We start from the raw sequence: 21,604 nt of genomic DNA on the forward strand, positions 1-21,604 counted from the left end.
CGGCTGTATATGAATACATTCATCTTAAAGGAGGGATGACGCGTGTTTACACAAGCGAATTTATTTTTAATATTACTCTTGGCTATTGCACTTATCGCAAAAAATCAATCGCTGCTTTTTGCTGTATCCGTCCTTTTGATCATTAAAATCGTGGGACTTGACCAAAAATTTTTCCCGACTATCCAGTCAAAAGGCATCAACTGGGGCGTGACCGTCATCACAATTGCTGTTCTTGTTCCAATCGCCACAGGAGAGATTGGATTTAAACAGCTTGGTGAGGCAATGCGTTCTTCTTACGCATGGATTGCATTGGGGGCGGGAATTGCCGTTGCGCTGATTGCCAAAAATGGCCTGACCCTGTTGGAAAACGATCCTCACATCACCACTGCTCTTGTCATCGGTACCATTCTCGCTGTCGCGCTTTTCGGCGGAGTCGCAGTGGGTCCGCTGATCGGAGCGGGGATTGCTTATATCGCGATGCAGCTCGTAAAACTGTTCACTTCATGAAAAAAGCGGCTTGCTGCCGCTTTTTTTTAATGCCAAAAAACCGCAAATAAAGGCGTTTTTTCGGGAAAATCATAGAATGAAAAAAAAAATTATAGGTAAACATTTAACAAATGTCTGATTATTGTTTATAATAGGAATAGGCACAAACTTAAAAAAGCTTATAAGAATTTGTTATGTTCTTTCATAAGCAAAGGGTTTCAGCACCAGCAGGCAGTAAAATGTAAGCATTTTCTTTTGGGGGGAGAAATACTTACAACATGCTTTTTAAGTTAGCCTCATGTTTTTACAACACTCTTAAAGGGGAAATTTATTGAAAAGGAGATGTTATATATGACAGCGACACGCGGTCTTGAAGGGGTTGTAGCAACAACATCATCTGTTAGTTCGATTATTGATGATACCCTTACATATGTGGGGTATGATATCGATGATTTGACAGAGAATGCGAGCTTTGAAGAAATCATTTACTTGCTTTGGCACTTAAGGCTGCCAAACAAAAAAGAGCTTGATGAGTTAAAACAGCAGTTAGCAAAAGAAGCTGCCGTTCCGCAAGAAATTATTGAGCACTTCAAATCTTATTCCCTCGAAAATGTTCATCCCATGGCTGCTCTTCGGACAGCGATTTCTTTACTAGGCCTGCTTGACAGCGAGGCTGATACCATGAACCCGGAAGCCAACTACAGAAAGGCGATCCGCCTTCAGGCAAAGGTGCCTGGTCTGGTTGCAGCGTTTTCCAGAATCCGCAAGGGTCTTGAACCCGTTGAGCCAAGAGAAGACTACGGCATTGCCGAGAATTTTCTCTACACATTAAATGGAGAAGAGCCTTCGCCGATTGAGGTTGAAGCCTTCAATAAAGCACTGATTTTACATGCCGATCACGAGCTGAACGCGTCAACGTTTACAGCAAGGGTCTGTGTGGCAACACTTTCGGATATCTACTCAGGAATCACTGCAGCGATCGGCGCACTGAAGGGCCCGCTTCACGGCGGTGCAAACGAAGGCGTCATGAAAATGCTGACAGAGATCGGCGAAGTGGAGAATGTCGAGCCTTTCGTTCGCGCCAAGATGGAAAAGAAAGAAAAAATAATGGGATTCGGCCATCGCGTTTATAAGCATGGCGATCCGCGCGCCAAACATTTAAAAGAAATGAGCAAACGTCTGACCAACCTGACCGGCGAAAGCAAATGGTATGACATGTCGATTCGCATCGAAGAAATCGTGACATCAGAAAAAAAGCTTCCGCCTAACGTTGATTTCTATTCCGCTTCTGTTTATCACAGCCTCGGAATAGACCATGACCTGTTCACACCGATTTTTGCTGTAAGCAGAATGTCCGGCTGGCTCGCTCATATCCTTGAGCAGTATGACAATAACCGCCTGATCCGCCCGCGTGCAGATTACACAGGCCCTGACAAACAAACTTTTGTTCCGATTGAAGAAAGAGCCTAAAGAACCATGGGAGGCTGGCTTATGTTAATGAAGTTAGCCTCTTGTTCAGAACATCAAAGATGGTTTACACTTTAGAATGTTAAGAAAAATCATTTTGTTTTCTATATAAGAAAAATAAAATGTTTTCTAAATATGAATTACATACTGGGAGGTTTTTATTGTGGCACAAGGTGAAAAAATTACAGTCTCTAACGGAGTATTAAACGTACCAAACAACCCGATTATCCCTTTTATTGAAGGAGACGGAACCGGTCCTGATATTTGGAATGCGGCTTCAAAAGTTTTGGAAGCCGCAGTAGAAAAAGCATATAAAGGTGAAAAGAAAATTACGTGGAAAGAAGTTTATGCCGGAGAAAAGGCTTATAATAAAACAGGTGAGTGGCTTCCTGCTGAAACATTAGATGTCATCCGCGAATATTTCATCGCGATTAAAGGCCCGTTAACGACACCTGTCGGCGGCGGTATCCGTTCTTTGAACGTAGCGCTCAGACAAGAGCTTGACCTATTCGTTTGCTTGAGACCGGTAAGATATTTTACTGGAGTGCCGTCACCGGTAAAACGCCCTGAGGATACTGACATGGTCATCTTCCGTGAAAATACAGAAGATATTTACGCAGGCATCGAGTACGCAAAAGGCTCTGAAGAAGTGCAAAAGCTTATCAGCTTCCTGCAAAATGAATTGAATGTCAACAAAATCCGTTTCCCTGAAACATCAGGTATCGGCATTAAGCCTGTTTCTGAAGAAGGAACAAGCCGTCTGGTCAGAGCGGCAATTGAATATGCGATTGAGCACGGCCGCAAGTCTGTAACGCTTGTACACAAAGGAAACATCATGAAGTTCACGGAAGGCGCCTTCAAAAACTGGGGCTATGAGCTTGCAGAGAGAGAATACGGCGAAAAAGTCTTCACATGGGCTGAATATGACCGCATTGCTGAAAAAGACGGAAAAGACGCCGCTAATAAAGCGCAAAGCGAAGCAGAAGCAGCAGGCAAAATCATTATCAAAGACAGCATTGCTGATATTTTCCTTCAGCAGATTCTGACACGTCCAAGCGAATTTGATGTTGTTGCAACAATGAACCTTAACGGAGACTATATTTCTGACGCTCTTGCGGCGCAAGTAGGCGGAATCGGTATTGCTCCTGGGGCGAATATCAACTACGAAACAGGACATGCGATTTTCGAGGCGACACACGGAACGGCTCCTAAATACGCCGGACTTGATAAAGTAAACCCATCTTCAGTTATTCTTTCAGGTGTGCTGCTGCTTGAGCATTTAGGATGGAATGAAGCGGCTGATTTAATCATTAAATCTATGGAAAAAACAATCGCTTCTAAAGTCGTAACTTACGATTTTGCCAGATTAATGGACGGCGCGACTGAAGTTAAATGTTCAGAGTTCGGAGAAGAACTGATTAAAAACATGGACTAAGCAAGGAAACAGCCTAAAATTAGCCATAAAGGAGAAGAGAGACATGGGAAATACTCGTAAAAAAGTTTCTGTTATCGGAGCAGGTTTTACCGGAGCGACAACAGCTTTCTTAACCGCTCAAAAAGAGCTGGCGGACGTTGTTCTCGTTGATATCCCGCAATTGGAGAACCCTACGAAAGGAAAAGCCCTTGATATGCTGGAAGCCAGCCCGGTTCAAGGCTTTGACGCGAAAATTACGGGTACATCTAATTATGAGGATACGGCGGATTCTGACATTGTTGTCATTACAGCCGGTATTGCAAGAAAACCTGGTATGAGCAGGGATGATCTAGTCTCTACAAACGAAAAAATTATGAGAAGCGTCACACGAGAAATCGTGAAATATTCTCCTGACTCTATCATTGTGGTTTTGACAAACCCTGTTGATGCAATGACATACGCAGTATACAAAGAGTCTGGCTTCCCGAAAGAGCGCGTGATCGGCCAATCAGGTGTGCTTGATACGGCAAGATTCAGAACGTTTGTGGCGGAGGAATTAAACTTGTCAGTGAAAGATGTGACTGGTTTTGTTCTCGGCGGACACGGTGACGATATGGTGCCGCTTGTACGTTATTCTTATGCTGGCGGTATCCCGCTTGAAACCCTCATTCCAAAAGACCGGATTGACGCGATTGTGGAGCGCACAAGAAAAGGCGGCGGCGAGATCGTGAATCTCTTAGGAAACGGAAGCGCGTATTATGCGCCTGCGGCTTCACTGACAGAAATGATCGAAGCAATCTTAAAAGATCAGCGCCGCGTCCTTCCTACAATTGCTTATCTTGAAGGAGAATACGGCTATGAAGGCATCTACCTTGGTGTTCCTACAATTGTCGGCGGAAACGGGCTTGAACAAATCATTGAGCTTGAATTGACAGAATACGAGAAAGAACAGCTGAATAAATCAGTTGAATCTGTCAAAAATGTGATGAAAGTATTATCCTAAAATAAAAAGAGAAAGGCTGGTTTAATCGAAGCCTTTCTCTTTTTATTACAAAATGAAAGCGCTTCCTTATATTCCTCAGCTGCCTCTTGTATTTTTCTTTTAAAATGATGTAAAAGGCGAATTGTCGGAATGTCCGGCTTTCGTTAAAATAAAATCATGAAACATGGTAAGATGACATAAAATAGAGAAATAGGATGTCGGGGAATTAAGATACTGGAGGCACAGCATGAACAAGAAAATTTTAGTTGTGGATGATGAAGAATCTATCGTTACACTTTTGCAGTACAATTTGGAGCGATCAGGCTATGAGGTTATTACTGCTTCGGATGGAGAAGAAGCACTCAAAAGGGCGGAAACAGAAAATCCTGATTTAATTGTGCTTGATGTGATGCTTCCAAAGCTGGATGGAATTGAAGTATGCAAGCAGCTGAGACAGCAAAAACTCATGTTTCCTATTTTGATGCTGACAGCGAAGGATGAAGAATTTGACAAAGTATTAGGGCTTGAGCTTGGTGCTGATGATTATATGACCAAGCCGTTCAGCCCTCGAGAAGTCAATGCAAGAGTAAAAGCTATTTTAAGGCGTTCTGAAATGGCTGCGCCCTCTAATGATATGAAAAACGAGGAAACAGAAGGACAAATTGTTATCGGCGATTTGAAGATTCTGCCCGATCATTATGAAGCTTATTTTAAAGAAAATCAGCTTGAGCTGACACCGAAAGAATTTGAGCTGCTTTTGTATTTAGGCAGACATAAAGGCAGAGTGCTGACGAGAGATTTGCTTTTAAGTGCTGTCTGGAACTACGATTTTGCCGGAGATACGAGAATTGTTGATGTGCATATCAGTCATCTTCGAGACAAAATTGAAACGAATACAAAAAAACCGATCTATATTAAAACCATTAGGGGATTGGGGTATAAATTGGAGGAGCCAAAAATGAATGATTAAATATCGTGTGCGCCTTTTTTCTGTGCTCGTTGTCTGTATGATTGTGGTGTTTAGTGTACTCGGGCTGTTTTTACAGCAGCTCTTTGAATCTTCTGATCAAAAAAAATCGGAGGAACACATTGAAAAGGAAGCCAAATACATGGCTTCGCTGCTTGATGCCGGCAATCTGAATGACCAGGCAAATGAGAAAGTCATTAAAGATGCAGGCAGTGCGCTTGATGTAGAAGCGTCCGTGATCGATACAGAAGGAAAGGTGCTGTACGGGTCTGACGGCAGCGCGGCGGATTCTTCACAGATTCAGGCGCTTGTCTCCGGTCATGAGGGAGTTCTCGCGAAAGAGGAGAACATGCTTTATTATGGGCTTTCGCTTAGGAGCAAAGGCGAAAAAACGGGGTATGTGCTGCTTACTTCCCGTGAAGAAAGCTCGGGTCTGAATGGCGAGATGTGGGGCATGCTGACGGCCAGTCTTTGTACCGCTTTTATTATTATTGTTTTCTTTTATTCTAATATGACCTCTCGCTACAAAAGATCTATTGAAGCAGCCACAAACATGGCAACAGAGCTGTCCAAGGGGAATTACGATGCCCGTACATACGGCGGTTATATCAGGCGTTCTGACAAGCTTGGCCGGGCCATGAACAGCCTTGCCGTTGATCTGATGGAAATGACGAGGACGCAGGAAATGCAGCGCGACCGCCTGCTGACTGTCATTGAAAACATCGGCTCCGGGCTGATTATGATTGATGGAAGAGGCTTTATCAATCTCGTCAACAGGTCTTACGCGAAGCAGTTTCATGTCAATCCGAATCAGATGCTGCGCCGTCTTTACCATGATGCATTTGAACATGAAGAAGTGATCCAGCTTGTCGAAGAGATTTTTATGACTGAGACGAAGAAATGCAAGCTATTAAGGCTTCCAATCAAAATTGAAAGGCGTTATTTTGAAGTGGACGGCGTTCCTATTATGGGGCCGGATGATGAATGGAAAGGGATTGTGCTCGTTTTTCATGACATGACAGAAACGAAAAAATTAGAGCAGATGAGAAAAGATTTTGTGGCCAATGTTTCCCACGAGCTGAAAACGCCGATTACATCGATCAAAGGGTTTACGGAAACGCTATTAGACGGGGCAATGGAGGATAAAGAGGCGCTTTCAGAATTTCTCTCGATTATTTTAAAGGAAAGCAAAAGGCTTCAGTCATTGGTGCAGGATTTGCTTGATCTTTCTAAGATTGAGCAGCAAAACTTTACGCTCAGCATCGAAACGTTCGATGCAGCAAAAATGCTGGCTGATATTGAAACGCTGCTTAAGCATAAAGCGACGGAGAGAGGTATCTCTTTACAGCTGAACGTTCCGAAAGACCCTCTCTATGTAGCGGGCGACCCGCACCGGCTGAAACAGGTGTTTTTGAATCTCGTAAACAATGCATTAACCTATACACCGGAGAAGGGTTCGGTAGCTATCAATGTCAAACCGGGAGAAACAGAGATTCAAATTGAAGTTTCCGATACCGGGATTGGCATCCAGAAAGAAGAAATTTCCCGCATCTTTGAACGGTTTTACCGCGTTGATAAAGACAGAAGCAGAAACTCAGGCGGGACCGGTCTCGGTCTTGCGATTGTAAAGCATTTAATAGAGGCTCATGAAGGCAAAATCGATGTGACAAGCGAGCCGGGCAGAGGCACTGTGTTTACAGTGACGCTGAAGCGGGCTGCTGAAAAGCCTGTTTAATGTTTACAAAGCTTTAACAATATCTTCATGCACTGTTAAACCTATGCTGGTAGGATGTAGTAGAACCCCTTCATCCAAGGAGCCAATTTTGACGGCGGGAACCTTTTTGTGTTCCCGTCCTTTTTTGTGTGTTCTCATCGGTTCGCGTATTTTCCTTTCAAATTGAACTTTGTTAAAATAAGAGAAGCTAAAGACTATTATTATGAGATGAATGGAAGCTGCTGCTTCTTAGGAGGATATTGAATGACGGAACGAAAAAAATTAGTGCTTGTAGACGGAAACAGTCTGGCTTACCGGGCGTTTTTCGCATTGCCGCTGTTAAGCAATGATAAAGGAATTCATACAAATGCGGTTTACGGTTTTGCGATGATTTTGATGAAAATGCTTGAGGATGAAAAGCCGACGCATATGCTGGTTGCGTTTGATGCCGGGAAAACGACGTTTCGTCACGGCACATTTAAAGAGTATAAAGGCGGAAGACAGAAAACCCCGCCTGAGCTTTCAGAACAAATGCCGTTTATCCGCGAGCTGCTTGATGCCTATCAAATCAGCCGTTACGAACTGGAACAATACGAAGCTGACGACATTATCGGCACACTCGCCAAATCGGCTGAAAAAGACGGCTTTGAGGTAAAGGTTTTCTCGGGCGATAAGGATTTAACACAGCTGGCAACAGATCAGACGACGGTTGCCATTACGAGAAAAGGAATTACCGATGTTGAGTTTTACACACCAGAGCATGTCCAGGAGAAATACGGGCTCACGCCTGACCAAATTATTGATATGAAGGGTTTAATGGGGGATTCTTCTGACAACATCCCGGGTGTGCCTGGTGTCGGGGAAAAAACCGCGATTAAGCTGTTAAAGCAATTCCATTCTGTTGAAAAGCTGCTCGAATCAATTGATGAGGTAAGCGGAAAAAAACTCAAGGAAAAGCTGGAAGAATTTAAGGATCAGGCTTTGATGAGCAAGGAATTGGCGACGATTATGACCGATGCGCCGATTGAGGTGTCCGTTTCGGGTCTGGAATATCAAGGCTTTAATCGTGAACAGGTCATTGCCATCTTTAAGGACCTTGGGTTCAATACGCTTCTTGAACGGCTCGGGGAAGACGGTGTAGAGGCGGAGCAGGATCAGTCGTTAGAAGAAATTGATGTCAAAACAGTCACCGACGTGACTAGCGATATATTGGTTTCTCCATCTGCATTTGTCGTTGAACAGATTGGTGATAATTATCATGAAGTGCCGATTCTCGGTTTTTCGATAGTGAACGAAACGGGAGCCTACTTTATTCCAAAAGACGTTGCTGTCGAGTCTGCTGTGTTTAAAGAATGGGTGGAAAATGACGATCAGAAAAAATGGGTCTTTGACAGCAAGCGGGCTGTCGTGGCTTTGCGCTGGCAGGGCATTGAGCTGAAAGGTGCGGAGTTTGATACGCTTCTTGCCGCTTATATCATTAATCCGGGCAATTCGTATGACGACGTTGCCAGTGTGGCTAAGGATTACGGCTTGCATATCGTTTCAAGCGATGAATCAGTTTACGGCAAGGGAGCAAAACGCGCAGTGCCGGCAGAAGTCGAACTGTCTGAGCATCTCGTCAGAAAGGCTTTAGCCATTCAAAGCCTCCGGGAAAAGCTCGTTCAGGAGCTGGAGAACAACGATCAGCTTGAATTGTTTGAGGAGCTGGAAATGCCGCTGGCGCTTATTCTCGGAGAAATGGAGTCAACCGGCGTAAAGGTTGATGTTGACCGCTTAAAACGAATGGGAGAAGAACTGGGCGCCAAGCTGAAGGAATATGAAGAAAAAATTCATGATATTGCGGGAGAGTCGTTTAATATCAATTCTCCTAAACAGCTCGGCGTCATCCTGTTTGAAAAGATCGGCCTGCCAGTTGTGAAGAAAACGAAAACAGGCTATTCAACGTCTGCTGATGTGCTTGAAAAGCTGGCTGACAAACATGATATTGTTGACTATATTTTGCAGTACAGACAAATCGGGAAGCTGCAATCGACATACATCGAAGGGCTTTTAAAGGTGACAAGAAAAGATACACACAAGGTGCATACGCGCTTTAACCAAGCCTTAACGCAAACAGGGCGCCTCAGCTCGACCGATCCGAACCTGCAAAACATACCGATCAGGCTTGAGGAAGGGCGCAAGATCCGCCAGGCCTTTGTTCCGTCTGAAAAAGACTGGCTCATTTTTGCGGCTGATTACTCGCAAATCGAGCTGCGGGTGCTTGCCCACATTTCAAAGGATGAAAATTTGATCGAAGCCTTTACAAACGACATGGATATTCATACAAAAACAGCAATGGATGTGTTCCATGTCGCTGAGGATGAAGTGACATCGGCGATGAGACGCCAGGCGAAAGCGGTCAACTTCGGAATCGTATACGGCATCAGTGATTACGGGCTTTCACAGAATCTCGGCATTACGCGGAAAGAAGCCGGGGCATTCATCGACCGATATTTGGAAAGTTTCCAGGGCGTCAAGGCGTATATGGAGGACTCAGTGCAGGACGCGAAGCAAAAAGGCTACGTAACCACGCTGCTGCATCGCCGCCGCTACATCCCTGAATTGACGAGCCGAAACTTTAATATCCGCAGCTTTGCGGAGCGGACGGCAATGAATACGCCGATTCAAGGAAGTGCCGCGGATATTATTAAAAAAGCCATGATTGATATGGCAGCCAAGCTGAAAGAAAAGCAGCTGAAGACAAGATTGCTGCTGCAAGTACACGATGAATTGATTTTTGAAGCACCGAAGGAAGAAATTGAAATACTTGAAAAGCTTGTTCCAGAAGTGATGGAGCATGCGCTAGCATTAGATGTGCCGTTAAAAGTGGACTTTGCTTCAGGCCCATCCTGGTACGATGCGAAATAAACAGAGAAAAAGGAAGTGATGGATGTGCCGGAATTACCAGAGGTTGAAACCGTCCGGCGCACTCTGACCGGGCTTGTAAGAGGAAAAACAATCAAATCGGTAGAGATCAGATGGCCGAATATCATCAAACGGCCTGCCGAACCGGAGGAATTTGCGCGAAACTTAGCAGGAGAAACCATCCAGTCCATCGGAAGACGGGGAAAGTTTTTACTGTTTAACTTGGATCATTATGTCATGGTCTCCCACCTTCGTATGGAAGGAAAGTACGGGCTTCACCAAGAGGAGGAGCCGGACGATAAACACGTGCATGTCATATTTACGATGACGGACGGAACCCAGCTGCGTTACAGGGACGTTCGGAAATTCGGAACCATGCATTTATTTAAACCGGGAGAGGAAGCAGGAGAGCTGCCGCTTTCTCAGCTCGGACCCGAACCGGATGCAGAAGAATTTACGAGTGCGTATTTGAAAGCACGGCTCGCGAAAACAAACCGAGCTGTCAAAACCGCTCTTCTGGATCAGAAAACGGTCGTCGGACTCGGGAACATTTATGTGGACGAGGCTCTGTTCAGAGCGGGCGTCCATCCCGAGACAAAGGCAAACCAGCTATCAGATAAAAAAATCAAAAAACTTCATGCTGAAATTAAAAATACCCTTCAGGAAGCGATTGATGCCGGTGGAAGCACTGTCCGGTCGTATATCAATTCCCAAGGAGAAATCGGAATGTTTCAGCTGCAGCATTTTGTGTACGGGAAAAAAGATGAGCCCTGCAAAAATTGCGGCACCATGATTACCAAAATTGTCGTCGGAGGCAGAGGCACACATTTTTGCGCCAAGTGCCAGAAAAAATAGAGGAATGCTTCATCGTCCAAGCTGTCGGTGCATATATCAGTAACTCTGTAATAGAGGAAGTGCCGTTTTTCGGAAACACGGATTTTTCACTTTTCCATATACATGATTGTGATGAATCTCCGGGCATTTAACATCTGATACAAGAGCACCAACAGAAAGGAAGAAACGGATATGCAAATGGTTTCTATACTGCTGCTGGCGTTAGCTGTCAGCTTGGACAGTTTTTCAGTCGGATTTACGTATGGATTGCGAAAAATGAAGATACCGCTAAAAGCCATAATTGTCATTGCCTTCTGTTCCGGCACTGTTATGTTTATATCCATGCTGATCGGAAGCTTTCTCACCAAGTTTTTTCCCGTGTATGTGACTGAGAAGCTCGGCGGGTTAATATTGGTTGGAATCGGCGTGTGGGTTTTATATCAATTTTTCAGGCCGGCAAAAGACAAAGACTACTTATTGCATGAAAAAACGCTGCTTAATTTAGAGGTTCGGTCATTGGGCATTGTGATCCACATTTTGAGAAAACCGATGAGTGCGGATATCGACAAATCTGGTGTGATTAATGGGATTGAAGCGGTGTTATTGGGATTCGCCCTGTCGATTGATGCCTTCGGAGCAGGTATGGGAGCTGCCATTCTCGGTTTTTCTCCCATTGCGATGAGCATAACCGTCGCGATTATGAGTTCGCTGTTTGTGTCAGTCGGCATCAATGCCGGCCATATTCTGTCTAAATGGAGATGGATCGATAAAATGGCGTTTTTGCCGGGGCTTCTGCTGATCACGATCGGGCTCTGGAAATTGTAAAAAGGAGTGGATCTCTTGACCTTAGTCATTGGTTTAACGGGAGGAATAGCAAGCGGCAAAAGTACGGTTGCCAATATGCTGATAGATAAAGGAATCACTGTCATAGATGCGGATATCATTGCAAAACAAGCGGTAGAAAAAGGGATGCCGGCCTACCGGCAGATCATTGACGAATTTGGTGAAGACATTCTGCTCGAAAATGGTGATATAGACAGAAGAAAGCTTGGGGCGCTGGTCTTTACAAATGAACAGAAGCGTCTTGCTTTGAATTCAATTGTTCATCCTGCGGTCAGAGAGGAAATGCTCAAGCGGCGTAATGAGTCCATTGCAAATCAGGAGACATTTGTAGTATTAGATATCCCGCTTTTGTTCGAAAGCAAATTGGAGTCTTTAGTGGATAAAATTATTGTGGTCAGTGTGACAAAAGAGCTTCAGCTTGAACGCCTGACCAAGCGCAACCAATTAACGGAGGAAGAAGCGCTTAGCCGGATCCGCTCCCAAATTCCATTAGAGGAAAAAGTGTCAAGAGCGGATAACGTAATAGACAATAGCGGCACACTCGAAGAGACAAAACAGCAGCTTGAGGAAATTCTCAGCTGCTGGGCATAACAAAACACCGTTCATTATGAACGGTGTTTTTGTGATTAAAAATCAAAATTGTCCGGATCAGGACCGACGCGCAGATTTTCATTTAACGCATCAATTCGGTTCATGTCATCCTGTGATAATTCAAAATCAAATATGTTCGCGTTCGCTTTAATTCGATGTTCCTTTGTTGATTTAGGAATGGTGATGACACCGTGCTGTAAATCCCAGCGTAAAATGATTTGCGCGACTGATTTGTTATATGATGTTGCAATGTCTGTCAGTTCGGGATGATCAAGCAATTGTCCCTGCATTAAAGGTGACCATGCTTCCATTTGAATGCCTTGCTTCTTGCAATAAGCCATCAGCTCTTTTTGCGTGAGGCGCGGGTGGAATTCCACTTGGTTGATCATAGGCTTCATTTCAGCATCCTTCAGCAGATCCTTCAGGTGGTGGATTTGGAAATTGCTCACTCCGATCGCTTTGACACGGCCTTCTTTATACAGTGTTTCAAGTGCTCTCCAAGCTTCTTTATATTTGCCTTCCACAGGCCAGTGAATGAGGTATAGATCTAAATATTCCAAACCGAGTTTTGACAGGCTTGTTTCAAATGCCGCCAATGTTTCCTCATACCCTAAATCCGCATTCCACACTTTTGATGTGACAAATAGATCCTCTCTGGAGATGCCGGCTTCTTCAATTCCTTGCCGCAAGCCTTCCCCAACTCCCGCTTCATTTCCGTAGATTGCGGCAGTATCAATACTGCGGTAACCTTGAACAATGGCGGTTTTCACCGCATTGACGAGTTCTGATCCTTCTTCCACTTGGAATACACCGAGGCCGAACCGCGGCATTTTCACCCCGTTATGAAGTGTTGCTGCTGCTTGTAAATGTGTTGTCATGTTTGTTTCCTCCTTATTGAAATGTTAGGCTGCCTGCCGATCCTGTTTTTCCAGAAGGCGGCTCCAGCCTGTTAAGATGACGGCTCCTGCTACCATTAAAGCTCCAATCCACGCGGTATGAATCAGCCCGATGGAATCGGTAATCACGCCTCCCAAAAAAGATCCTAGGGCAATTCCTGCGTTAAATGCTGCAATATTAATCGCGGATGCTACATCTACTGCGCTCGGTACAAAACGTTCAGCCAGCATGACGACATATACTTGCAGGCCTGGCACATTCATAAAGGCCAGCAAGCCCATAAAGAGAATCGTAATGAGGCCAGCAATTTTATAAGGAGCCGTAAATGTTAACGTAAACAGGACAAGCGCCTGTACGATAAACATATAAAACAGCGCGGCGATCGGATTTCGATTGGACAGTTTTCCGCCAATCATATTTCCGATAGCAATGGCAATTCCGTATACGAGCAGGATAATGGCTACAGTGCCGGCCTTAAAGCCCGTCACTTCCTGAAGCAGGGGAGACAGGTAAGTGAACACAACAAATGTTCCTCCGTATCCTAAAGCTGTTATGACAAATAAAAGCAGTAAACGGCCGTTTGTCACAAGCTTCAATTGATCCCGCATCGTTGTTTTCGTCCCTTTTCGTAAATTGGAAGGGACAAGAATGCCATTTGCAATGACAGCGATAATGCCGACGGCGATAATAACCATAAAGGCAAACCGCCAGCCGAGCTGCTGGCCGATAAACGTGCCGAAAGGAACTCCGGTTACTGTTGCGACGGTGAGTCCTGTAAACATAATGGAAATCGCACTCGCCCTTTTATTTTCAGGGACAAGATCAGCTGCGATCGTCGAGCCGATCGACATAAACACACCGTGTGAAAAAGCGGATATCACACGTGCTGTTAAAAGAATCCCGATGCTTGAGGCCGACGCGGCCATCGTATTCCCGGCGATAAAAATGATCATGATCCAAAGCAATAGCGTCTTTCGTGACATGCTTGAGGTTAATGACGTTAAAATAGGCGCGCCGAACGTAACACCCAGTGCGTATAGCGAAACGGTCAATCCTGCTGTTGTTACAGGAATGTGTAAATCATCAGATATTAACGGCAAAAGGCCGACGCTGATAAATTCAGTTGTCCCTATCGCGAATGCACTAATGGCGAGAGCCAGAAGTGCAGGAATGCTGCTTTTATTGGCTGAAGTCATTCAAGTTCCTCCTTTTCTGTTATGTGTTGTATGATTGAAATTCTGCCGAACAAGCTATATAAATAAAAGAGCAGATTCAATTCAGCCGGCAAATGTGATTATGAAAGATATCATCAAAAAAGAAAAGTAAGTACTTTTAAGTGCTATAGTCACTTTTTGGTGCCTGTAAGGAGAGTGAACCGCATGGAGAAGAAAAAATATAACATTTCAGTTGAAGCGACTCTTGAAGTAATAGGCGGGAAATGGAAATGCGTGATTTTATGCCACCTGACACACGGAAAAAAACGAACAAGTGAGTTAAAGCGTTTAATGCCGAATATCACTCAAAAAATGCTGACCCAGCAGCTGCGTGAGCTGGAAGCTGACGGTGTCATTAACCGTATCGTGTACAATCAGGTTCCTCCTAAAGTGGAATACGAACTGAGTGAATACGGCCGCAGCTTAGAAGGCATTTTAGATATGCTCTGCGATTGGGGAGCAAATCATATCAACAAGGTATACGGCGATACTTTCTCTGTATTAGAAGAAAGTGTGCTCAATGATAAATTGAAACAGGAATCATAAGAAAATAAAGCAGGCAGTGCGCAGCGCTGGCTGCTTTTTTGATTCTTTATCCTCATATTGTGTGCAAGAAAACGTATGATACATCATAAATTAGCGTTATAATCGTTGATTTTTATCAATATGTACTGGCGAATTCTTTTTAATGTGTTATACTAATTTCAGATGACAACAATTTAGAATGACATAATTGATGAGGGGTGACCAACGTGAAGGTAAAAGTAGCGATAAACGGGTTTGGAAGAATCGGAAGAATGGTCTTTAGAAAAGCAATGTTAGACGATCAAATTCAAGTAGTGGCTATTAACGCCAGCTATTCGGCTGAAACGCTGGCTCATTTAATAAAGTATGACACAAATCACAGACGGTACGACAAAGAGGTTGAGGCTGGAGAAGACAGTCTGATTGTGAATGGAAAAAAAGTACTCTTGTTAAACAGCCGTGATCCGCAACAGCTGCCTTGGCGGGAATATGATATTGACATTGTCGTTGAAGCAACAGGGAAGTTTAATTCAAAAGAAAAAGCGATGGGACATATTGAAGCGGGCGCGAAAAAAGTCATTCTGACCGCTCCGGGGAAAAATGAAGACGTTACCATTGTGATGGGTGTTAATGAAGACCAATTTGATGCTGAACGCCACGTCATTATTTCAAATGCGTCATGCACGACAAATTGCCTTGCACCGGTTGTGAAAGTGCTAGATGATGAATTTGGCATTGAGAGCGGTCTAATGACGACAGTGCACGCTTATACGAATGATCAAAAAAATATTGATAATCCGCACAAAGATTTGCGCCGCGCCCGGGCATGCGGTGAATCCATCATTCCGACGACAACAGGAGCGGCAAAGGCGCTTTCGCTTGTTCTGCCTCACCTGAAAGGAAAGCTTCACGGTCTCGCATTGCGTGTGCCTGTACCGAACGTCTCATTAGTTGATCTTGTTGTCGACTTGAAAACGGATGTAACGGCAGAAGAGGTAAACGAAGCATTCAAACAGGCTGCCAAAACGTCAATGTACGGAGTGCTTGATTATTCGGATGAACCGCTCGTGTCGACAGATTATAATACGAATCCGAATTCGGCGGTTATTGACGGGCTTACGACAATGGTGATGGAAGACAGGAAAGTAAAGGTTCTCGCATGGTATGACAATGAATGGGGCTACTCATGCAGAGTAGTTGATCTCATCCGCCATGTGGCGGCACGAATGAAACATCCATCTGCTGTATAGAATAAGGTCATGGACACAATTTAAGAAAAAACCCTTAACAGCATATTTCTGAAAAAACGCTTCTTGCAAATTAGACTTAAACACAGTATACTATTTTTCGTGAACTTCTTGCTTGAGACTGTTTCGGGATTACTTAAAGGGTTAGGACCTCTCCGGACTAACTTTCCCCCGTGGTAAATAGCCGACCCAGTTGTTGGAACTTCACTTTTTAATTCTTGTTAAGGGGGGTCCATGACTATGGAAACAATGGGGCGTCACGTTATCTCCGAGCTATGGGGATGCGATTTTGATAAGCTGAATGACATGGATTTTATTGAAAAAACGTTTGTAAATGCTGCTTTAAAATCAGGAGCTGAGGTGCGCGAGGTTGCATTTCACAAATTTGCACCGCAAGGCGTAAGCGGAGTCGTTATTATTTCCGAATCACATTTAACGATTCACAGTTTTCCTGAGCACGGATATGCAAGCATTGATGTTTATACTTGTGGAGACTTAGATCCTAATGTCGCTGCTGACTACATTGCAGAGGCATTACATGCTGATACAAGAGAAAACATTGAAATACCAAGAGGAATGGGGCCTGTGCAGATTAAACAGGCGCAAGCGAAAGTACTATAAAGTAAACACGAACACAAAGGGAGCTGGAGCTAGAAAGCCGTTACGCGCTTTTTAGCTTATGCTCCTTTTATTTTTATGAACAAACAGGGGCGGCTAGCTTTTTCTTTTTCCGTTTTTTTTGTAAAATAAGAAAGAGATATGTCATAAACCGCCTGATGCTGTTAGACACAGCCTAAACAACGGCTCTCCCGACAGATGCCTGTCACATCACTTATAGCCGGAGGCTGCCGAATATACATTGCAGGGTACGAAATAGTTGGGAGCTGATTTTATTGAAATGTCCTTCATGCCAGCATAACGGAACGCGAGTCCTCGATTCACGGCCTGTGGATGACGGAAAATCCATTCGCAGAAGACGGGAATGCGAAGCCTGCCATTACCGCTTTACTACCTTTGAGAAAGTGGAGGAAACCCCGCTCATCGTTGTTAAAAAAGAAGGTGTGCGAGAGGAATTCAGCAGGGAAAAAATGCTGCGCGGCCTTATTAAAGCATGTGAAAAAAGGCCTGTTTCACTCAAAACGCTGGAAGATATGTGTTTTGACATTGAAAAAGAACTGCGCAATCAAGGCTGTTCCGAAGTGAAAAGCGAGTTCGTCGGAGAAATGGTCATGGATCGCCTGGCTAAGGTTGATGAAGTCGCATACGTGCGGTTCGCGTCCGTCTATAGGCAGTTTAAAGATATTAATGTCTTTATCGATGAATTAAAAGATTTAATAAAGAAAGAGCGTTAAAGAGCTAAAAGGATTCTTCTAGCTCTTTTCTCATGTGCAAAATTGGCATTTGATAGATATTCGAAACGGTGTAAAATGAGAGGTAGAAACATAATCGGAAGGTTTGAGAATGTATGGCTGACTATTGGAAAGATGTACTGCCTGTAGACCCTTATGTGGTGAAGAGCAAATCAATGCTGCAGGATATTGACAGACAAATTATTACACAACTGTACCAGCCCTTAATCGGCCCTGTTGCATTCTCTCTTTATATGACATTGTGGGGAGAACTTGAACAAAACCGTCTGTGGGGCGGAGAATCCACACATAGACAGCTGATGGGAATGACCCAGTCCAATTTGAAAACGATCCATCAGGAACAGGGAAAGCTCGAGGGCATCGGATTGCTAAAAGTATATATGAAAGAATCCGAGCGGCAGGAGCGCCTCTTTATATATGAACTGCTGGCGCCGCTGCGGCCGAATGAATTTTTCGAAGACGGCATGCTGAACGTTTTTCTGTATAACAGAGTCGGAAAAACAAAATATCAGCAGTTAAAACAATTTTTTACGCATCCGGCGATTTCAGAAGACGCCAAAGAAATTACAAGGCCGTTTAATCATGCGTTTGAATCGCTGCAGCCGAGTGAATGGAAGCTCACATCCGATATGGAGGAAACGGTGAGACTTGCGACGGGAAGGGAGTATACAACTGTCGGACAGGCTCCGTCCTATACCGTTACAGAGGATGTGTTCGATTTTGATTTGTTTTTAGCGGGGCTTTCGGAGACGATGATTCCAAGAAAAGCAATGACACAGCAGGTGCGGGAAACGATTAAAAAGCTTTCTTATTTGTACGGCATTGATCCTTTGCAGATGCAAAATGTCGTCATGAGCGCGATCGATGAGCATGAAGTGATTACCACCGAAGCTTTAAGAAAAGCAGCAAGTGACTGGTACCAAATCGAGAGGAACGGACAGCTGCCGGACTTAGTGGAGAAAACACAGCCGGTACATCTGCGTGAAGGCGGAAAAGCGGCAGAAGAGGATTCGCTGGATAGTGAGCTGATCGCATTGCTGGAGGTCATCTCACCGAAAAAGCTTCTTCAGGATATCGCGGACGGAACCGAACCGTCAAAAGCAGATCTAAAAATTATAGAAGAAATTATGTTTGAACAGAAGCTGGAGCCAGGCGTCACAAATGTATTGATTTATTACGTCATGCTGAAAACCGACATGAAGCTGTCGAAAAATTATATTCAAAAAATTGCCTCCCATTGGGCGCGCAAAAAAGTCAAAACGGTCAGAGAAGCGATGAAGCTTGCCATAGAAGAAAACCGCCAGTATCTCGAATGGGCTGAAGGGAAAACGAGCCAATCTTCTAAACGAAATCAAAAAGTGATTCGCGAAGAAAAACTTCCTGACTGGATGAAAGAAAAGAAAACGGCTTCCGATTCTGAAACCGGACAGCAAATGCTGCATGAACAGGACTTGGAAGAACAGAAGAAAAAGATGATGGAAGAAATGAAAAAACTGAAAAAATACTCTGCCTATTAAGAGCAGAGATGCGGGGTGAAGTAATACATGGAACCAATCAGCCGTTCCCTGCAGGGCGTAACCGGCAGACCGGATTTCCAAAAGCGTCTTGAACAAATGAAGGAAAAAGTGATGAAGGATCAAGACGTTCAGGCATTTCTAAAGGAAAATGAAGACGTCATCGATCAAAAAATGATTGAAAGAAGCTTAAATAAGCTTTATGAATATATTGGACAGAGCAAGCACTGCTCTTATTGTTCAGAAGACGAAAACAGCAATAATCTGTTGGAGGGCTACCATCCGAAGCTTGTGATGACCGGCCGCTCTATTGATATCGAGTATTACGAATGTCCGGTCAAACGAAAGCTCGATCAGCAGAAAAAACAGAAGTCTCTCATGAAAAGCATGTATATTCAGCAGGATCTTCTCGGAGCGACGTTCCAGCAGGTTGATATTAATGATCCGAGCAGACTTGCAATGTTCCAGCATGTCACAGATTTTCTGAAAAGCTATAATGAGACGGGAAAAGGGAAAGGATTATATTTGTACGGCAAGTTCGGTGTAGGAAAAACCTTTATGCTCGCCGCTATTGCCAATGAGCTGGCGGAAAAAGAGTATTCCTCCATGATCGTCTATGTGCCCGAATTTGTCAGAGAGCTGAAAAATTCGCTTCAAGATCATTCGTTGGAAGAAAAGCTGAACATGGTAAAAACCACGCCTGTATTGATGCTCGACGACATCGGAGCAGAATCGATGACGAGCTGGGTCAGGGATGAAGTTATCGGGACAGTGCTTCAGCACAGAATGTCCCAGCAGCTGCCGACTTTCTTCTCTTCTAATTTCTCGCCTGATGAGCTGAAACATCATTTTACGTATTCTCAAAGGGGAGAAAAGGAAGAAGTGAAAGCGGCAAGATTAATGGAGCGGATTTTATATCTGGCTGCTCCTATCCGTCTTGACGGAGAAAACCGCCGCCATTAATAACCGCTGCGGTTCAAAGGGGAAGGAACTGAGGGTATGAAACTTAAAACGGCTGTTAAATGGCTGGCAGTGCTTGCGGGAGCAGGCTTGATTTTTTGGGCAAATAAAAGGTATTTAAATCTATCTCCGAAAGAAATCCGGATATGGGTTTTATCATTCGGCATCTTTGCGCCGCTTATCTTTATCGGGATATCGATCGTCAGGCCGCTTGTATTATTTCCGGTATCAGTTATTTCTATTGCGGGCGGACTGGCCTTTGGCCCGATTCTCGGCACGCTCTACACACTATTTGGGTCGATGTGCGCTTCGGCTGTCTCATTTTTTGCAGCCGGTCTGTTGGCGGCAAAAACCAACAGCCATCACGAAAGGCTGGAAAATATCCAGAAACAGATGGAAGAAAACGGTTTTTTCTATATCTTTCTTCTGCGGATTCTTCCGATTAATTTTGACTTCGTCAGCTATGCGGCAGGGCTTTCTAATGTCAAGCCGCTCCCATATTTTGCGGCGACGGCTGCGGGAATCATCCCTGGGACCGTTGTGCTGAACGTGCTGGGAGCAAGCTTTTTCACGGGCAATTTGCCCGCCTTCTTTCTCGTCCTCGGATTTTATATCATTTTTATGGCGCTGCCATTTATCTTCAGAAAGAAAATGCAAAGCTTGTTTCAAGAATCAAATTAAGATTTGCCGGTGACCTTTACGTCTATTTTAAAAACATCCCCCATATACTTGTATCAGATGCCGTAAGGGGGGACAAACATGCTTGAAATAATCTTTGAAGATGACCATGATACAGCCGCTTTTTTACATCTCATTCAGCATTCGGACGATCGGAAAAACATCATTGTCCGTGAAGGCATACGAAAAATCGGGATTGAAAAAGCTGAGCCGGCTTTCTCTATTCAGGGTTTTATGGAGCCGATTATGGTCAAGTTTTTTTTAGATTGCAAAGAAGACGAGCATATGCTGTCGTTGATTGAAGAGACGTATTGTTTCACGGACCAGGATGAGCAGCAGCAAATCCTTCAGCTCGCACACAGTATTATAGAAGGAGAAGCTGATGTTCTTCCGTTTGAACCGATGAAGCCGCCGCGCAAGCAGTGTATTTTAGATGAGCTCCAAACGATTTGTTTAGAGGACGGGGTATTTTCAATTCGTTCCTTTCAGACCTTTCGCCTCGGAAAGTACTACGAACAGCTTAGAGAAACTGTGGAAGCGGCAATAGACGAATATAAGATGGAGCAGGAGTACCAAAACTTTATTCAGACACTCAGAGATTATGTAATGGCTAAACCGCCGCGAATCAAAAAGGTGCACATTGTCCATGATGGTTCATTTACACTGTGGGAGATGCGCTATGTGCCGGAACGGGAAAAAATGAAATACATAGACAGGCGATTTGTCCGGGATCATCCCATGTACATTGACTCCCATTTGCTTGCGCCGCTGGTCTCCATCGCGCCTGATGAGGTGATTCTCTATACAGACCAGCCCGAGCATATGATGGTAAGGACGATTCAAAACGTATTTCAAGAGCGTGTGCAAATGCTTCCGCTTCACGCGTTTTCAAACGCTGAAACACCGGTCAAGCACTCAGAGGGATAAGTGCCGGCAGCCTGTAAACTTAAGGCTGCCGCTTGAAAAAAAGGAAATACAATCGTGTTGATTTTTTGGA

At 44.3% G+C, this 21,604-nt stretch carries 19 protein-coding genes and 1 pseudogene; 18 read left to right on the plus strand and 2 right to left on the minus strand.

From position 1 onward, the window contains the following. Window positions 1–42: 42 nt before the first annotated feature. The 10 genes and pseudogenes from KXD37_RS01005 to coaE all read left to right on the plus strand — a co-directional run bounded on the left by KXD37_RS01005 (window position 43) and on the right by coaE (window position 12,202). The gene (locus KXD37_RS01005; protein WP_010335274.1) at window positions 43–507 is read left to right on the plus strand and encodes a DUF441 domain-containing protein; all 465 of its coding nucleotides are present in this window, start codon (window positions 43–45) and stop codon (window positions 505–507) included. A 330-nt stretch (window positions 508–837) separates the two neighbouring features. Continuing rightward, window positions 838–1,956, plus strand: coding sequence for a citrate synthase (gene citZ / locus KXD37_RS01010; protein ID WP_010335272.1), 1,119 nt, complete (start codon window positions 838–840; stop codon window positions 1,954–1,956). A 160-nt stretch (window positions 1,957–2,116) separates the two neighbouring features. Continuing rightward, a complete protein-coding gene (gene icd, locus KXD37_RS01015) occupies window positions 2,117–3,388 on the plus strand; it encodes an NADP-dependent isocitrate dehydrogenase (protein ID WP_024122455.1) in 1,272 nt (423 codons plus the stop codon). 43 nt (window positions 3,389–3,431) lie between these two features. After that, window positions 3,432–4,370 (plus strand): malate dehydrogenase, encoded by a 939-nt coding sequence (gene mdh / locus KXD37_RS01020; RefSeq protein ID WP_101860137.1) that lies wholly within the window; start codon window positions 3,432–3,434, stop codon window positions 4,368–4,370. A gap of 226 nt (window positions 4,371–4,596) precedes the next feature. Continuing rightward, window positions 4,597–5,319: a two-component system response regulator PhoP gene (gene phoP, locus KXD37_RS01025; RefSeq protein ID WP_010335269.1), complete on the plus strand. Its 723-nt coding sequence runs from the start codon at window positions 4,597–4,599 to the stop codon at window positions 5,317–5,319. Then, a complete protein-coding gene (gene pnpS, locus KXD37_RS01030) occupies window positions 5,312–7,051 on the plus strand; it encodes a two-component system histidine kinase PnpS (RefSeq protein WP_106020250.1) in 1,740 nt (579 codons plus the stop codon). Before phoP ends, pnpS begins: the two co-directional genes overlap by 8 nt. A gap of 243 nt (window positions 7,052–7,294) precedes the next feature. Beyond that, window positions 7,295–9,937: a DNA polymerase I gene (gene polA / locus KXD37_RS01035; RefSeq protein WP_263463203.1), complete on the plus strand. Its 2,643-nt coding sequence runs from the start codon at window positions 7,295–7,297 to the stop codon at window positions 9,935–9,937. Window positions 9,938–9,961: 24 nt separating this feature from the next. Further along, window positions 9,962–10,789, plus strand: a complete 828-nt coding sequence (gene mutM, locus KXD37_RS01040; protein ID WP_024122451.1) for a DNA-formamidopyrimidine glycosylase — start codon at window positions 9,962–9,964, stop codon at window positions 10,787–10,789. A 153-nt stretch (window positions 10,790–10,942) separates the two neighbouring features. Then, window positions 10,943–11,593 (plus strand): annotated as a pseudogene (gene ytaF / locus KXD37_RS01045) (sporulation membrane protein YtaF); the annotation flags it as partial. A gap of 15 nt (window positions 11,594–11,608) precedes the next feature. Continuing rightward, window positions 11,609–12,202: a dephospho-CoA kinase gene (gene coaE, locus KXD37_RS01050; RefSeq protein ID WP_101860140.1), complete on the plus strand. Its 594-nt coding sequence runs from the start codon at window positions 11,609–11,611 to the stop codon at window positions 12,200–12,202. Between the two features lie 35 nt (window positions 12,203–12,237). Here the strand turns inward: coaE and KXD37_RS01055 are convergent, their stop codons facing one another. Both KXD37_RS01055 and KXD37_RS01060 read right to left on the minus strand, forming a co-directional pair. Continuing rightward, window positions 12,238–13,080 (minus strand): aldo/keto reductase, encoded by an 843-nt coding sequence (locus KXD37_RS01055; RefSeq protein ID WP_106020247.1) that lies wholly within the window; start codon window positions 13,078–13,080, stop codon window positions 12,238–12,240. Between the two features lie 24 nt (window positions 13,081–13,104). Continuing rightward, window positions 13,105–14,295, minus strand: a complete 1,191-nt coding sequence (locus KXD37_RS01060; protein WP_127696655.1) for an MFS transporter — start codon at window positions 14,293–14,295, stop codon at window positions 13,105–13,107. Between the two features lie 183 nt (window positions 14,296–14,478). On the opposite strand from KXD37_RS01060, the gene KXD37_RS01065 reads away from it, so the two are divergent. The 8 genes from KXD37_RS01065 to ytxC all read left to right on the plus strand — a co-directional run bounded on the left by KXD37_RS01065 (window position 14,479) and on the right by ytxC (window position 21,534). Then, window positions 14,479–14,859 (plus strand): winged helix-turn-helix transcriptional regulator, encoded by a 381-nt coding sequence (locus KXD37_RS01065; protein WP_024122445.1) that lies wholly within the window; start codon window positions 14,479–14,481, stop codon window positions 14,857–14,859. Window positions 14,860–15,065: 206 nt separating this feature from the next. Then, entirely contained in the window at window positions 15,066–16,088 is a 1,023-nt protein-coding gene (locus KXD37_RS01070; protein ID WP_188323208.1) for a glyceraldehyde-3-phosphate dehydrogenase, read from the plus strand. Window positions 16,089–16,325: 237 nt separating this feature from the next. Next, the gene (gene speD / locus KXD37_RS01075) at window positions 16,326–16,706 is read left to right on the plus strand and encodes an adenosylmethionine decarboxylase (RefSeq protein WP_003223584.1); all 381 of its coding nucleotides are present in this window, start codon (window positions 16,326–16,328) and stop codon (window positions 16,704–16,706) included. 272 nt (window positions 16,707–16,978) lie between these two features. Further along, complete coding sequence (nrdR, locus tag KXD37_RS01080; RefSeq protein WP_010335260.1) at window positions 16,979–17,437, plus strand: transcriptional regulator NrdR; 459 nt, start codon at window positions 16,979–16,981, stop codon at window positions 17,435–17,437. Window positions 17,438–17,550: 113 nt separating this feature from the next. Then, a complete protein-coding gene (gene dnaB / locus KXD37_RS01085) occupies window positions 17,551–18,972 on the plus strand; it encodes a replication initiation membrane attachment protein DnaB (RefSeq protein ID WP_254517826.1) in 1,422 nt (473 codons plus the stop codon). Window positions 18,973–18,999: 27 nt separating this feature from the next. Further along, complete coding sequence (gene dnaI / locus KXD37_RS01090; RefSeq protein WP_024122442.1) at window positions 19,000–19,932, plus strand: primosomal protein DnaI; 933 nt, start codon at window positions 19,000–19,002, stop codon at window positions 19,930–19,932. Between the two features lie 36 nt (window positions 19,933–19,968). Beyond that, window positions 19,969–20,610: a TVP38/TMEM64 family protein gene (locus tag KXD37_RS01095; protein WP_254517825.1), complete on the plus strand. Its 642-nt coding sequence runs from the start codon at window positions 19,969–19,971 to the stop codon at window positions 20,608–20,610. A 78-nt stretch (window positions 20,611–20,688) separates the two neighbouring features. Next, complete coding sequence (gene ytxC, locus KXD37_RS01100) at window positions 20,689–21,534, plus strand: putative sporulation protein YtxC (protein ID WP_106020243.1); 846 nt, start codon at window positions 20,689–20,691, stop codon at window positions 21,532–21,534. Window positions 21,535–21,604: the final 70 nt, after the last annotated feature.

Source organism: Bacillus sp. XT-2, assembly GCF_025696525.1.
GTDB lineage: Bacteria > Bacillota > Bacilli > Bacillales > Bacillaceae > Bacillus > Bacillus halotolerans.